Source organism: Pseudomonas sp. 910_21, from assembly GCF_052850735.1.
The window spans coordinates 1,063,126-1,078,599 of the sequence record NZ_VXCY01000001.1 but is presented as its reverse complement, the minus strand read 5'-3'; the positions used below and the strand labels follow the sequence as shown (position 1 = coordinate 1,078,599).

General features: G+C 63.8%; 9 protein-coding genes. 8 read left to right on the top strand and 1 reads right to left on the bottom strand.

Features of this window, described 5'->3' with window-relative positions:
- The first annotated feature begins 102 nt into the window (after nt 1–102).
- The 6 genes from recC (at nt 103) to FW796_RS04945 (ending at nt 11,794) form a co-directional block, all read left to right on the top strand.
- A complete protein-coding gene (gene recC, locus FW796_RS04970) occupies nt 103–3,555 on the top strand; it encodes an exodeoxyribonuclease V subunit gamma (protein WP_446439090.1) in 3,453 nt (1,150 codons plus the stop codon).
- Entirely contained in the window at nt 3,552–7,244 is a 3,693-nt protein-coding gene (gene recB, locus FW796_RS04965; RefSeq protein ID WP_446439089.1) for an exodeoxyribonuclease V subunit beta, read from the top strand. Before recC ends, recB begins: the two co-directional genes overlap by 4 nt.
- On the top strand, nt 7,241–9,322 hold the full coding sequence (gene recD / locus FW796_RS04960) for an exodeoxyribonuclease V subunit alpha (protein ID WP_404938186.1): 2,082 nt from the start codon (nt 7,241–7,243) through the stop codon (nt 9,320–9,322). Before recB ends, recD begins: the two co-directional genes overlap by 4 nt.
- Nucleotides 9,323–9,438: 116 nt before the next feature.
- Nucleotides 9,439–10,020, top strand: a complete 582-nt coding sequence (locus FW796_RS04955) for a YfiR family protein (protein WP_404939907.1) — start codon at nt 9,439–9,441, stop codon at nt 10,018–10,020.
- The gene (locus FW796_RS04950; protein ID WP_346633727.1) at nt 10,017–11,285 is read left to right on the top strand and encodes a diguanylate cyclase domain-containing protein; all 1,269 of its coding nucleotides are present in this window, start codon (nt 10,017–10,019) and stop codon (nt 11,283–11,285) included. The genes FW796_RS04955 and FW796_RS04950 overlap by 4 nt, the downstream gene beginning before the upstream one ends.
- A 14-nt stretch (nt 11,286–11,299) precedes the next feature.
- Complete coding sequence (locus tag FW796_RS04945; RefSeq protein WP_015634043.1) at nt 11,300–11,794, top strand: OmpA family protein; 495 nt, start codon at nt 11,300–11,302, stop codon at nt 11,792–11,794.
- Between the two features lie 44 nt (nt 11,795–11,838).
- On the opposite strand, the gene FW796_RS04940 is transcribed toward FW796_RS04945, so the two are convergent.
- On the bottom strand, nt 11,839–12,789 hold the full coding sequence (locus tag FW796_RS04940) for a LysR family transcriptional regulator (protein WP_337154236.1): 951 nt from the start codon (nt 12,787–12,789) through the stop codon (nt 11,839–11,841).
- 148 nt (nt 12,790–12,937) lie between these two features.
- On the opposite strand from FW796_RS04940, the gene FW796_RS04935 reads away from it, so the two are divergent.
- Entirely contained in the window at nt 12,938–14,464 is a 1,527-nt protein-coding gene (locus tag FW796_RS04935) for a CoA-acylating methylmalonate-semialdehyde dehydrogenase (protein WP_346633725.1), read from the top strand.
- A gap of 10 nt (nt 14,465–14,474) precedes the next feature.
- Nucleotides 14,475–15,365 (top strand): 3-hydroxyisobutyrate dehydrogenase, encoded by an 891-nt coding sequence (gene mmsB / locus FW796_RS04930; RefSeq protein ID WP_446439088.1) that lies wholly within the window; start codon nt 14,475–14,477, stop codon nt 15,363–15,365.
- Nucleotides 15,366–15,474: the final 109 nt, after the last annotated feature.

Here is a 15,474-nt window from a genome sequence, read left to right as displayed (position 1 = left end):
TGCAGCAGTTTCTCTTCCGCTGTTTGCTCGGTCCGGCTGCCACCACCCCGTGACAGTGCTAAGGTTCCGGCCTAGCTTTTTGCATTCTCCAAGGAAGCCTTTATGCCGGACGCTTCGTCCCTCAACCCTGGTTTCATGGTGGTTCACGGTAACCGCCTGGACGAGTTGCGCAGCCTGGTGGTCAGCTGGATGCGGCGTTACCCGCTGGCCCCTCTGGAAAATGAAATCGCCCTGGTGCAGAGCAATGGCATCGCCCAATGGTTGAAGTTGGCCCTGGCTGAAGATCCTGAAGAGGATGACTCCGGCGGCTGTGGCATTGCCGCCGCCATCGATGTGCAGTTGCCCGGCAGCTTCATGTGGCAACTTTATCGCCTGGTATTGGGCCGGGACGAAATCCCACCTAAATCCCTTTTGGACAAAGCCCCGCTGACCTGGCGTCTGATGCGCCTGCTGCCAGAACTGATCGATGAGCCCCACTTCGAACCCCTGCAGCGCTTCCTGACCCACGACAGCGATTTGCGCAAACGCTACCAACTGGCAGAGCGCCTTGCCGACCTGTTCGACCAATACCAAGTCTATCGGGCCGATTGGCTTGAGGACTGGGCCGCTGGACGGCATTCACTGCGTAACGTTCGTGGCGAAGCCAAAGCCCTGACCCCGGCCAACTGCTGGCAAGCCGAACTGTGGCGAGCACTGCTTCTGGATGTGGGTACCGAAGGCATGGCCCAGAGCCGAGCCGGAGTCCACCAACGCTTTATCGAGCGGATCCATAACCTGGACCAAGCTCCCATTGGCCTACCGTCACGGGTGATCGTTTTCGGTATTTCTTCCTTGCCGGCCCAGGCCCTGGAGGCTTTGGCCGGATTGGCCCGTTTCAGTCAGGTGCTGCTCTGTGTGCACAACCCCTGTCGCCATCACTGGGCGGACATCGTTGCTGACAAAGATTTGCTGCGCCATCAGTACAAGCGCCAGGCGCGCAAAGCCGGTATGCCACTGGCCCTGGACCCGCAAACCCTGCACCAGCACGCCCATCCGCTGCTGGCCGCCTGGGGCAAGCAGGGACTTGATTACATCAACCTGCTAGACAGTTACGACGACCCGAACAGTTATCGCACGGCTTTCCGCGATGGCCGCATCGACCTGTTCAGCGACAGCCAGCCACGCACCATGCTCCAGCAACTGCAGGACGATATCCTCGAACTGCGTCCCCTCAACGAGACCCGCGAACTGTGGCCCGAAGTCGATCTCCAGCAGGACCAGTCAATCCGTTTTCACGTTGCCCACAGTGCCCAGCGCGAAGTGGAAATCCTCCACGACCAGCTCCTGGCGCGCTTCAGCGCCGAGCCCGACCTGCGACCTCGCGACGTCATCGTCATGGTCCCCGATATCGACAGCTACGCCCCGCATATCCGTGCGGTATTCGGCCAGTTGGAGCGTGATGACCGGCGTTTCATCCCCTTTACCCTCACCGACCAGGGCCAGCGCGGTCGTGACCCGTTGCTGATCGCCGTCGAACACCTGCTCAAACTCCCGGATAGTCGTTTCCCTGTCAGTGAGATTCTCGACCTGCTGGACGTCCCAGCATTGCGTGCGCGTTTTGGTGTCGATGAAGCCGACCTGCCCACCTTGCACCGCTGGATCGAAGGTGCCGGCATCCGTTGGGGCATGAACGCCGAGCAACGTGCCGAACTGGGGCTGCCCCAGGAGCTTGAGCAAAACAGCTGGCGTTTCGGCCTGCGACGAATGCTCCTGGGATACGCGGTCGGTCGTTCCGATGCCTGCGACGGCATTGAGCCTTATGACGAAATCGGCGGCCTGGATGCAGCGCTGATCGGCCCCCTGGTCGCACTGCTGGATGCCCTGCAGATTGCCTACCAGCAGCTCACCCAGCCAGCTGTGCCGGCCCAATGGGGCGAGCGTCTGCAGCACTTGCTGGAGCAGTTCTTCCTGGCCAGCACCGAACATGACGACTACCTCCTGGGCCAGCTCGAGGACCTTCGGGAAAACTGGCTGGAAACCTGCGACTCCGTCGGTCTGCAAGATGAGTTGCCCCTGACCGTGGTGCGGGAAGCCTGGCTGGCGGGCCTTGATCAGGGCCGCTTGTCCCAGCGCTTCCTTGCCGGCGCCGTGAACTTCTGCACCCTGATGCCGATGCGTGCAATCCCCTTCAAGCTGGTGTGCCTGCTGGGCATGAATGACGGTGACTACCCCCGGGCGCAACCGCCCCTGGACTTCGACCTGATGGGCAGCGACTACCGCCCCGGGGACCGTTCACGACGCGAAGACGACCGCTACCTGCTGCTCGAAGCTTTGCTCTCGGCCCGGGACCAACTCTATGTCAGTTGGGTTGGCCGCAGCATCCGCGACAATAGCGAACGGCCTGCCTCTGTGCTGATCGGCCAGTTGCGCGATCATCTGGCCGGCGGCTGGCGACTGGCGGACGCGCAGCAATCCCTGCTCGATGCCCTGACCCAGGAGCACCCGCTGCAGCCCTTCAGTGCCCGCTACTTTCATGACAATGATGTCCTGTTCAGCTACGCCCGGGAGTGGCAGGTACTGCATCAGGCCCCGGCAGAAACCGCCGCCACCGAACGCCTCGAGCCTTACGTACAGGATGAACCCTTGAGCCTGGCCCAGTTGCAGGATTTTCTGCGCAACCCGGTACGGCACTTCTTCAGCCAACGGCTCAAGGTGTTTTTCGAGGCCATGGAAGCTCCCTTGGCTGACGAGGAGCCTTTTGTCCTCGACGCCCTGCAACGCTACAGCCTCAGCGACAGCTTGCTGGAGGCTGCATTGAGCGATGCCGCGCACCCGGATCAGGCCTTGCAGGCCCAGGCGCAAAGGCTGCAGGCCAGCGGTCTGTTGCCCATGGCCGGTTTCGGTGAATGCCTGCAGCGCGAACTCATGGAGCCCCTGCCGGACTTGCTGCAGCGCTACCGGCAACTGCTGGATCTATGGCCAACGCCGGTCACCAGCGCATTGCCTGTCAGCCTGGAATTGCAGGGCGTGCGCCTGGAAGGCTGGTTGAGCCACCTGCATCAACGGGCGGATGGCGGGCTATTGGCCGTGACCACCATTCCCAACGGCATAGGTTCGATCAAAACCCGCAAATGGCACCGCCTGATCAAGCCCTGGATCAACCACCTGCTGGCCTGCGCCAGCGGCTACTCCCTGACCACCGCGTTGGTGGCCAGCGATGACAGCCTGTTGCTACCGCCTTTGGAACAGGATCAGGCTCGGGCGATCCTCGGCAACCTGCTGCAGGCCTGGCAATCGGGCATGCGCCAGCCACTGCCGGTGGCCGTCAAGACCGCCTTCGCCTGGCTGGGGCAGACCGACCCGGACAAAGCCGCCGCCGCGGCCCGCAAGACCTACGATGGCGATGGCCAGAACAGTGAAGGCGAGCGTCGGGAAAGCCCGGCACTGGCTCGGCAATTCGCCGACTACAACGCCCTGATTGCCGATGAAACCTTCAGCGGCTGGGCCGAGACACTCTATCGGCCCCTGCTGGACGCTCCCTGGCGTTCGGCCCTCGGCGAGGAGGCCGGCTCATGACTCAACAAGCCCCCCTGGCCCTGGCTTTCCCGCTACGGGGCAGCCAACTGATCGAGGCCAGTGCCGGTACCGGCAAGACCTTCACCATCTCCGCGCTCTACCTGCGTCTGGTGCTGGGCCACGGCGGCGACTCCGCAGGCTTTGGTCGCCAATTGCTGCCGCCGCAGATCCTGGTGGTGACGTTCACCGATGCCGCCACCAAGGAATTGCGCGAACGCATCCGCACCCGTCTGGCGGAGGCTGCACGCTTCTTCCGTGATGAGACCAGCGCCCCCGACAGCCTGATCGTCGAGCTGCGCGAGCAATATCCCGCCGAACAATGGGCCGCCTGCGCCAACCGCCTGGACATCGCCGCGCAGTGGATGGATGAGGCCGCAGTCTCGACCATTCACAGCTGGTGCCAACGCATGCTCCGCGAGCACGCTTTCGACAGTGGCAGTCTGTTTACCCAGACCCTGGAAACCGACCACAGCGATCTGCTGGGTCAGGTGTTGCGCGATTACTGGCGGTTGTTCTGCTATCCGATGCAGGGCGATGCGCTGAACTGGGTGCGCTCCAACTGGGTCGGTCCGGCCCAATTGCTGCCTCGGGTACGCGCGATGTTCGGCAGCGAGCGTCGTGAGCCGTCGGAACAGACCCCCAGCGAATTGATCGAAGCCTGCCTGCAGGAACGCCGGGAAGCCCTGGTACAACTCAAGGCACCCTGGCGGCAATGGGCGGTGGAGTTGCGGGATATCTGCCTGCAAGGCGTTGCCAGCAAGAGCGTCGACGGCCGCAAGATGCAGGCCCGCTTCTTCGAGCCCTGGTTTGAAAAGATCATTGCCTGGGCCGAGGACGAATCCGTCGAGCAGTTGGATATTGGCACCGGCTTCACCCGCCTGACTCCAGACGGGATGAGCGAAGCCTGGAAAGGTGAAGCTCCGCAGCACCCGGGGCTCGATGCCATGGCGGGACTCAAGGCCAGCCTTGACGCCTTGCCCAGCCCCGACGCCGCAGTCTTGCAGCATGCTGCGCAGTGGGTCGGTGCGCGTTTTGAAGAAGAGAAGCGTCGCCGCGCCGAAATGGGCTTTGACGATATGTTGCTGCGTCTGGACAACGCCCTGCAAAGCGACGGTGGCGAGCGTCTGGCGACTCTGATTCGCGAGCAGTTCCCGGTGGCCCTGATCGACGAGTTCCAGGACACCGATCCGGTGCAGTACCGGATCTTCGAAAGCATCTACCGTATCGAGGCCAACGACCCCGAGACCGGGCTGTTCCTGATCGGCGACCCCAAGCAAGCGATCTATGCCTTCCGTGGCGCCGACATCTACACCTACCTGCGAGCCCGCCAGGCCACCACGGGACGCTTACATACCCTGGGCACCAACTTCCGTTCCAGCCAGGCCATGGTCAGCGCGGTCAACCATGTGTTCCTGCAAGCCGAACAGCGGCAGCAAGGGCAGGGGGCCTTCCTGTTTCGCGAAGAGGATGGCGAGAACCCGGTGCCCTTCCTGGCGGTAGCGGCTCAGGGCCGCAAGGAACGCCTGCAGGTGGATGGCCAAGCGGTACCGGCGCTGAACTTCTGGCAACTGCCCTCGGAGCAGCCGCTGTCCGGGGCCCAGTATCGCCAGCAGCAGGCCGCGGCCTGTGCCAGCGCCATTGTCGATCTGCTCAATGGCGGTCAGCAGGGCCGTAGTGGTTTTGCCCGCGATCAGCAGGAACTCAAGGGGTTGTTGCCGGCGGATATCGCCATCCTGGTCCGCGACGGCAAGGAGGCCCAGGCGGTGCGCGGCGAACTAGCCGCCCGCGGGGTGCGCAGCGTGTATCTCTCGGACAAGGACTCGGTGTTCGCCGCCCAGGAAGCCCGGGACCTGCTGGTGTGGCTCAAGGCCTGTGCCGAGCCGGATGTGGAGCGCCCGCTGCGGGCCGCCCTGGCCTCCCTGACCCTGAACCTGTCCCTGGTGGAACTGGAGCGGCTGAACCAGGATGAACTGGCCTGGGAAGCCCGAGTCATGCAGTTTCGCGGATACCGGACGATCTGGCGCAGCCAGGGCGTGCTGCCGATGCTCCGACGCTTGCTCCATGACTTCCAGCTGCCCCAGGCGCTGATGGCCCGCAGCGACGGCGAGCGGGTGCTGACCAACCTTCTGCACCTGTCTGAATTGTTGCAGCAGAACGCTGCGGAACTGGACGGTGAACAGGCGCTGATTCGCCATCTGGCCGAGCATCTGGCGCTGTCCGGGCAGGCCGGTGAAGAGCAGATCCTACGCCTGGAAAGCGACGAGCAACTGGTCAAGGTGGTGACCATCCACAAGTCCAAGGGCCTGGAATACCCCTTGGTGTTCCTGCCCTTCATCTGCTCCACCAAACCGGTGGATGGCAGTCGTCTGCCGCTGCATTACCACGATGCAGCCGGCAAGGCCCAGGTCAGTTTGCGACCGACGCCGGAGCTGATCGCCCAGGCCGACGAGGAGCGCCTGGCGGAGGATCTGCGTCTGCTCTACGTGGCCCTGACCCGGGCCCAGCATGCCTGCTGGCTGGGAGTGGCCGACCTCAAGCGCGGCAACCACAGCAGCTCGGTGCTGCACTTGTCGGCCCTGGGCTACCTGCTTGGCGGCGGTGCTCTGTTGGGCGAGTCCAAGGGATTGCTGCGCTGGCTCCTGGACTTGCAGCAAGGCTGTGAGGCCATCGGTGTCAGCGAGCTGCCTGCGGCCGATGACCAGTGCTTCTACCCGCCGCGCAATGACGCCAGCCTGCTGGCCCCGCTGCAGCCGATTCGACGCGCGGCGGAGAACTGGTGGATCGCCTCCTACAGTGCCTTGCGCATCAGCGATACCTTGGGCGCAGGCAACACCGAAGCGCCGGAAAATCCCCAGGCACAGAAGCTCTTCGACGATGAGCGGCTGGACCCCGAGGCCCCTCGGGAAGTCGCCGCCAGTGGTGGCGATATTCACCGTTTTCCCCGGGGCCCGAATCCCGGCACCTTCCTCCACGGTCTGCTGGAATGGGCCGGGGAGGAGGGTTTTGCCGCCGCCCCTGAGGTGATCGAGGATGCCATCGCCCGCCGTTGCAATCGGCGCGGCTGGCAAGGCTGGATTCCGACCCTCAGCGATTGGTTGCAGCACTTGTTGCAGGCATCCCTGCCGGTGGGGGACGGGCAACCGCCAGTGGTGCTGGGGCGACTGACCCAGTACCGGGTCGAAATGGAGTTCTGGTTTGCCAGCCACAAGGTCGACGTGCTCAAACTCGACGAGCTGGTGCGCCAGCAGACTCACCAGGGCGCGCCTCGAGTCACCGCCGAGCCGGTGCTGCTCAATGGCATGTTCAAGGGCTTCATCGATCTGACATTCGAACATCAGGGCCGCTTTTACGTGGCCGACTACAAATCCAATTGGCTGGGCGTGGACGACGCGGCCTACACCGAGCAGGCCATGGAACAATCGATTCTCGACAACCGCTACGACCTGCAATACGTGCTCTACCTGCTGGCGCTGCACCGGCAGTTGAAGGCCAGGCTGGCGGACTACGATTACGATCGGCACATCGGCGGCGCCTTGTATCTGTTTTTGCGCGGCAGCCGCTCCGCGAGCCAGGGCGCGTACTTTGCCCGGCCGCCACGGCAGTTGATCGAACGCCTCGACCGCATGTTCCAGGGCCAGTCCGAGCCGCCCAAGACCGAGCCCGCCTGGGAACAGGGAGTGCTGTTATGACCCAGGATCTGTTTGCCGAGTTGGCCGAGCCGCCAGCGCCCCAGTTTGACCTGGCGCCCCTGTCTCGCGCCGAAGACCTGCTGTTGTTGCTTGAGCGTTGGGTCGAACGCGGCTGGCTGCGGGCCCTGGACAAGGCCTTCGTCGGCTTCCTCCATGAGCTGGACCCCGGCTGCGATCCGTTGGTGCTCATGGCCGCGGCTCTGACCAGTCACCAGTTGGGTCATGGGCACGTCTGCCTGGACCTGTTCGAAACCCTCAAGGAGCCGGATTTCGCTCTGTCGCTGCCGCCGGAAGGGGATTCGCAAGGCGGTGCCACGGTGCTGCCTTCCCAGGTGTTGGCGAATCTGGAGGGGGCTCACTGGTGCAAGGTCCTGGCCGGCAGCCGGCTGGTGGCCCTGTCGGCGGATCACGGCGAGGCATCCCAGCAGCGGCCGTTGGTGCTGTCCGGAAAACGCCTGTACCTGCGGCGTTACTGGGCCTATGAACGGCGGATCGACAACGCCCTGCGCCAGCGCCTGGCGTCGACGGAGGCGACTCCGGAGAATCTGGCCCAACGCCTGGACGGGCTATTTGGCCCGGCCAAGGCTGCAGGGCCCATCGATTGGCAGAAACTCGCCTGCGCGCTGGCTACCCGAGGCGCCTTCAGCATCATCACCGGTGGCCCCGGCACTGGCAAAACCACCACCGTGGTGCGTCTGCTGGCATTGCTCCAGGCTCCGGCGGTGGAGGCGCGCAAACCCTTGCGCATTCGTCTGGCGGCGCCCACTGGCAAGGCCGCGGCCCGCCTCACCGAGTCCATCAGCCTGCAAGTGCGGTCCCTGGCAGTCGCCGACGAGGTACGGGAAAAGATCCCCAGCGAAGTGACCACGGTGCACCGCTTGCTGGGCAATCGCCCGGGCACCCGGCATTTCCGCCACCACGCCGGCAACCGCCTGCCCCTGGATGTACTGGTGGTGGACGAAGCCTCGATGATCGACCTGGAAATGATGGCCAATCTGCTGGACGCCTTGCCCATTCATGCACGCCTGGTGTTGCTGGGAGACAAGGATCAACTGGCCTCGGTGGAGGCGGGTGCGGTGCTCGGTGACCTGTGTCGTGATGCCGAGGCCGGCTGGTACAACCCGCAGACTCGCGCCTGGCTGGAAGCGGTCAGCGCGGAGAACCTTGGCGCCAGTGGCTTGCAGGAAGACACCGGGCATCAGCATCCCCTGGCGCAGCAGGTGGTGATGCTGCGCCACTCCCGGCGCTTTGGCGAAGGCAGTGGCATTGGCCAGCTGGCGCGCTGGGTCAATCAACAGCAGGCCGAGGAGGCGCGGCGCCTGCTGGCGGCTCGCAGCCATGCGGACTTGTACGGCCTGAGCCTCAAGGGCGAGCAGGACCGGGCCCTTGAGCGGCTATTGCTGGAGGGCCACGGCGAGGGGCCACAAGGCTATCGGCATTACCTGAATGTGCTGCGCAGCCAGCGTCCGCCCGCGGACACCGTCCTGGAAGACCGCCGCTGGACCGATTGGGCGCGCAACGTCCTCCAGGCCTTCGACCGCTTCCAGTTGCTCTGTGCGGTGCGCAAGGGGCCGTGGGGCGTCGAAGGACTGAACCTGCGGGTCACTCAGGCGTTGTTCAAGGCTCGCCTGATCGACAGCGACCAGCAATGGTACGAAGGTCGTCCGGTGCTGATGACCCGTAACGACTATGGCCTGGGCCTGATGAATGGCGATATCGGCATCGCCCTCAAGCTGCCGGAACATGAGGGGCCGCAAGCCGGGCGTCAGGTGCTGCGGGTGGCCTTCCCGCGCAACGATGGCCAGGGCGGGGTACGCCTGGTGCTGCCGAGTCGACTCAATGACGTGGAAACTGTCTACGCCATGACCGTGCACAAGTCCCAGGGCTCGGAGTTCGCTCATACTGCGCTGATTCTGCCCGATGCCCTGAACCCGGTGCTGACCAAGGAACTGATCTATACAGGTATCACCCGGGCCAAGGATTGGTTCAGCCTGATCGAGCCTCGGGCCGGGGTGTTTGAAGAGGCGGTGCGGCGTAAGGTCAAGCGTCTTAGCGGGTTGATGCTGGAGCTGGACTGAGGCCTATGTCCCGCTCCAGTACCCAGCACCGTTTCGGGGCGCTGGGCTCGCTGCATTTTCCCGGGCTGTGCTATCGTTGCGGCATCATTTCCGTGAAATTCAAAGAGAATCCCTGCATGGACGTGGCTGTCTTCAGGACAGAGCGCATTTTGGGGTGGAGGCAGTGTGTACTGTCGACCATTCTTTGCCTGTTCAGTCTGTTTGCCATTGCGCAGCCAGAATCGTCAGCCTCCACCAGCCTGGCTGAACAGCGGGCCAAGGCGGTGACGCAAGTAGTGCTGGGCATCCTCAGCTACGCTCGCTGGCCGGTGGAACCTGCAGAACTGCGCCTGTGCGTGGTGGGCCCGACCGAATACACCGACGATCTGCTCAAGGGCACCACCCAGGCTACCGGCCGTCCGGTGCTGGTGCGCCGCCTGTTGGCCAGCAGCCCGGCAATCGTCAGTGAGTGCGACTCGATCTATGTCGGCAAACTGAGCAATGATGAACGCACCCGCCTGTTCAATTCGCTGACCGGCCAACCCGTGCTGAGCATCAGCGAGGGTGGCGATCAGTGCACCGTGGGCAGCCTGTTCTGCCTGCGGGTCAGCGACAACCAGGTGTCGTTCGAGGTCAACCTGGATTCAGTGGCCCGCAGCGGGGTGAAGATTCATCCCAGCGTGCTGCAACTGTCGCGTCGTCGCCCGGCGGCCCCATGAGTTGGTTCAAGCCCAACGCCCGCCCCACCCTGCGGTCGGTCATAGGTCGCGGCCACCTGATCGTCGCCCTGCTGGCGATCTCCATGGCCAGCCTGTCCCTGACCTTCCTCGGAGTCCTGGCACTGCGGGTTTATGCCGATCACAACCTGCACCTGATTGCCCGGTCCATCAGCTACACCGTGGAAGCTGCCGTGGTGTTCAACGACAGTGTGGTGGCCACCGAGGCGCTGGCCCTGATTGCCTCAACCGAAGAGGTGGCCGATGCCAAGGTCTATGACAGCCAGGGCCGTCTGCTGGCCAGTTGGCAACGTCCGCAAAGCGGTCTGCTGACCAATCTGGAAATGCACGTTGCCAGTGCGATCCTGGAAAAGCCCATCAGCTTGCCGATCCTTCATCAGAACCGGGAGGTGGGCAGCGTCAATGTCACCGGCCATGGCGGCAGCCTGCTGCGCTTTCTGCTCAGTGGTCTGGTGGGCATCGTGTTGTGCACCGCCTTGAGTGCCTGGATGTCGCTGTACCTGGCACGCCGGCAACTGCGAGGGATCACCGGGCCCTTGCGCAGTCTGGCGGAAGTGGCTCACGCGGCCCGGCGCGAGCGGGCCTTCGATCAGCGGGTGCCGCCTGCGGAAATCGCCGAACTGGACAACCTCGGCAACGACTTCAATGCCCTGCTCGATGAACTGGAAGCCTGGCAGACCCACCTGCAAAGCGAGAATGAAACCCTGGCTCACCAGGCCAGTCACGACAGTCTGACTGGCCTGCCCAACCGAGCGTTTTTCGAGGGCCGGCTGATTCGTGCTCTGCGCAGTGCCAACAAGCTCAACGAGCGTATGGCGGTGCTGTTTCTCGACAGCGACCGGTTCAAGGAAATCAACGACAACTTCGGTCACGCTGCCGGCGATGCGGTGCTGGTGGCGGTGGCCACGCGAATTCGTGCGCAGCTACGCGAAGACGATCTGGTGGCCCGTCTGGGCGGCGACGAATTCGCCGTGCTGCTCAGCCCGCTGCACCGGCTTGAAGATGCCCAACGCATCGCTGACAAAATCATCCACAGCATGGACGTGCCGATTCAATTGCCTGGCAACTTGTCGATCATGACGTCGCTGAGCATCGGCATTGCCGTGTACCCGGATCATGGCGTGACTCCCGGCAGCCTGTTGAACGCTGCCGATGAAGCCATGTACCAAGCCAAGCGCGGTTCGCGAGGCGGGCAACACACAGTGGGGGCGGAGCTCCCTATCGTTCAGGTACAAAACAGGAGCTAATTCCCTTGTTCTCAATGACGCAACGTTCGGTTCGACTGTTCAGCACCCTGGTATTCATGGCCCTGCTGGCCCTGGCGGGCTGCCAGAGTGTGCCGCCCAAAGGTCTGACCCCGAAACAGATCGCGGTACTGAAACAGGAGGGCTTCGAACTGACGGATGAAGGCTGGGCCTTCGGCCTGTCGGGCAAGGTGCTGTTTGGCAGTGATGTGGAAACCTTGAACCAGGCCAGCACCGAGATCGTCCAGCGCATCGGCAAGGCGCTGCTCAGCGTCGATATCCAGAAGGTCCGGGTCGATGGCCACACCGACGCTTCGGGCAAGGAAGCCTACAACGTGCAGCTGTCCGTGCGCCGGGCCAAGAGCGTGGTCAAGGTGCTGACCCAGGTCGGCATGCGTGAAGAAAACATCCAGTTGCGCGGTCTTGGCAGCAGTGAGCCAGTGGCCTCCAACAGCACCGTGGCCGGACGCACCGAGAACCGTCGGGTGTCGATCGTGGTGATCGCCGACTGATCGGCGACCCACATCGTTGCGGTTGTCGTTGCGGCCGCTAAGGATCAGGGGGCGGCGAACAGCATGCTGCGACTGTCCCCCATCAGCAGCGGCCGATTCTGCTCGGTCACCTCGCGGATGTAATCCCACAACAGGGTGATCCGCTTGAGCTTGCGCAGATCCTCCCGGCAGTACATCCAGAATTGCCGGGTCAGGTTGATCTCCTTGGGTAGCACCGGCAGCAGGCGCGGGTCCTGGGCGGCCAGGAAGCACGGCAGGATCGCCAGGGAGCGGCCCTGCTGCGCCGCCACGTACTGGGCAATGACGCTGGTGCTGCGCAGGTTGGCGCTGGCCCCGGGCACTACATTGGCCAGGTACAGCAGCTCGGAACTGAAGGCCAGGTCATCCACATAGCTGATGAATTGATGCTCGCTCAGGTCGCCGGGGCGGCGGATCGGCGGGTGGCGGTCGAGGTATTCCTGGGTGGCGTACAGCTGCAGGCGGTAGTCGCACAGCTTGCAGCACACGTAGGGCCCGTGCTCCGGGCGTTCCAGGGCAATGACGATGTCCGCCTCGCGCTTGGACAGGCTGATGAAGTGCGGCAGCGGCAGGATGTCCACCGAGATCGCCGGGTAGGCATCGAGGAAATGGCTCAGCTGCGGGGTGATGAAGAAGCTGCCGAAGCCTTCGGTACAGCCCATGCGCACATGCCCGGACAACGCCACGCCTGAGCCCGAGACCTGCTCGCACGCCATATGCAGGGTGCTTTCGATGGACTCCGCATAACCCAGCAGGCGCTGGCCCTCGGCGGTCAGAACAAAGCCGTTGGTGCGAGACTTTTCAAACAGCAGGGTGCCCAGGGCAGTTTCCAGCGAACCGATGCGCCGCGACACCGTGGTGTAGTCCACCGCCAGGCGTTTGGCCGCGCTGCTGGCCTTGCGGGTGCGCGCCACTTCGAGGAAAAACTTCAGGTCGTCCCAGTTCAGGGTGCTTAGCGAGGTGATGTTTTTTTGCATGATGGACCGGTTTTTATGTGCGTTCTTATTAGGTATTTGCACATCTATACTCCAAAAACCGTCCGACACCAACTCGCGACAGCCCCTCTTTCAAGGCGCTTGCCCGCCTTGGTTCCCTGCATAAGAACTCAAGAAGTCAGGAGACCCCATGAACGCATCCCTCAAGCCCGACGGCACTACCCTGCAACAGGTCAAACTGCTGATCGATGGTGAATGGGTCCAGTCCCAGAGCCAGGAATGGCACGACATCGTCAACCCGGCGACCCAGGAAGTGCTGGCCAAGGTGCCCTTTGCCACTACCGCTGAAGTCGACGCCGCGATCGCCGCGGCCCAGCGTGCCTTCCAGACCTGGAAACTGACCCCGATCGGCGCGCGGATGCGCATCATGCTCAAGCTCCAGGCCCTGATTCGCGAGCATTCCAAACGCATCGCCGTGGTCCTCAGCGCCGAGCAGGGCAAGACCATCGCCGACGCCGAGGGCGACATCTTCCGCGGCCTGGAAGTGGTGGAGCATGCCTGCTCCATCGGCACCCTGCAGATGGGCGAGTTCGCCGAGAACGTCGCCGGCGGCGTGGACACCTACACCCTGCGCCAGCCGATCGGCGTGTGCGCCGGGATCACCCCCTTCAACTTCCCGGCGATGATTCCGCTGTGGATGTTCCCGATGGCCATTGCCTGCGGCAACACCTTCGTCCTCAAGCCTTCCGAGCAGGACCCGCTGTCCACCATGTTGCTGGTGGAGCTGGCAGTGGAAGCCGGGGTGCCGGCCGGTGTGCTCAACGTGGTGCACGGCGGCAAGGAAGTGGTGGATGCGCTGTGCACCCATAAGGACATCAAGGCCGTGTCCTTCGTCGGTTCGACCGCGGTCGGCACCCATGTCTATGACCTGGCGGGCAAGCACGGCAAGCGCGTGCAATCGATGATGGGCGCCAAGAACCACGCCGTGGTGCTGCCCGACGCCAACCGCGAACAGACCCTCAATGCCCTGGTGGGCGCCGGCTTCGGCGCTGCCGGTCAGCGGTGCATGGCCACCTCGGTGGTGGTGCTGGTGGGCGCCGCGAAACAATGGCTGCCGGACCTCAAGGCCCTGGCGCAGAAACTCAAGGTCAACGCCGGCAGCGAGCCCGGCACCGATGTGGGGCCGGTGGTCTCCAAGCGCGCCAAGGCGCGGATTCTGGAGCTGATCGAAAGCGGCGTGAAAGAAGGCGCCAAGCTGGAGCTCGATGGCCGCGGCATCCAGGTCCCGGGTTACGAGCAAGGCAACTTCATCGGCCCGACCCTGTTCTCCGGGGTGACCCCCTCTATGCAGATCTACACCCAGGAAATCTTCGGCCCGGTGCTGGTGGTGCTGGAGGTGGACACCCTGGATCAGGCTATCGCCCTGGTCAACGCCAACCCCTTCGGCAACGGCACCGGCCTGTTCACCCAGAGCGGCGCGGCGGCGCGCAAGTTCCAGAGCGAAATCGACGTCGGCCAGGTGGGTATCAACATCCCGATTCCGGTGCCGGTGCCGTTCTTCAGCTTCACGGGCTCCCGTGGCTCCAAGCTCGGTGACCTGGGCCCCTACGGCAAGCAAGTGGTGCAGTTCTACACTCAGACCAAGACCGTCACCAGCCGCTGGTTCGACGATGACAGCGTCAACGACGGTGTGAATACCACCATCAGCCTGCGTTGAGGAGCCTGACATGAACATTGCATTTATCGGCCTGGGCAACATGGGCGCGCCCATGGCCCGCAACCTGATCAAGGCCGGGCATCAGCTGAACCTGTTCGACCTCAACCAGAGCGTGTTGGCGGAGTTGGCGCAACTGGGCGGGCACGTCGCTGCCTCGCCCAAGGCGGCTGCCGAAGGTGCCGAACTGGTGATCACCATGCTCCCGGCTGCAGCCCATGTGCGCAGTGTGTGGCTGGGTGAAGACGGGGTGTTGGCGGGGATTGGCCGCGGTGTCCCGGCGGTGGATTGCAGCACCATCGACCCGCAAACCGCTCGCGAAGTGGCCGCCGCAGCTGCCAAGCACGGCGTGGCCATGGCTGATGCGCCGGTGTCCGGCGGCACCGGTGGGGCACAGGCCGGGACCCTGACCTTCATGGTCGGCGCCAGTGCCGAGCTGTTCTCCACCCTGCAACCAGTACTGGCGCAGATGGGGCGCAACATCGTGCATTGCGGCGAAGTGGGCACCGGGCAGATCGCCAAGATCTGTAACAACCTGCTGCTGGGGATCTCGATGATCGGCGTCAGCGAAGCCATGGCCCTGGGGGATGCCCTGGGCATCGACACCCAAGTACTGGCGGGGATCATCAACAGCTCCACCGGCCGTTGCTGGAGTTCCGATACCTACAACCCGTGGCCGGGAGTGATTGAAACCGCTCCGGCATCCCGCGGCTACACCGGCGGCTTTGGTGCCGAGCTGATGCTCAAGGACCTGGGGTTGGCCACCGAGGCCGCCCGTCAGGCTCACCAGCCCGTGGTGCTGGGTGCCGTGGCCCAGCAGCTGTATCAGGCCATGAGCCAGCGTGGGGAAGGCGGCAAGGACTTCTCGGCCATCGTCAACAGCTACCGCAAGCCGCAATCGTAAACCGACGGGGGCGAGCGCCCTCGCCTCGATGCTTGCATCAACTCTTCGAACACAGCCCCTTCAACAGGGGCATTTGCGGGAATCTGCGTCGGGCAGGTTCCCGCTTTTT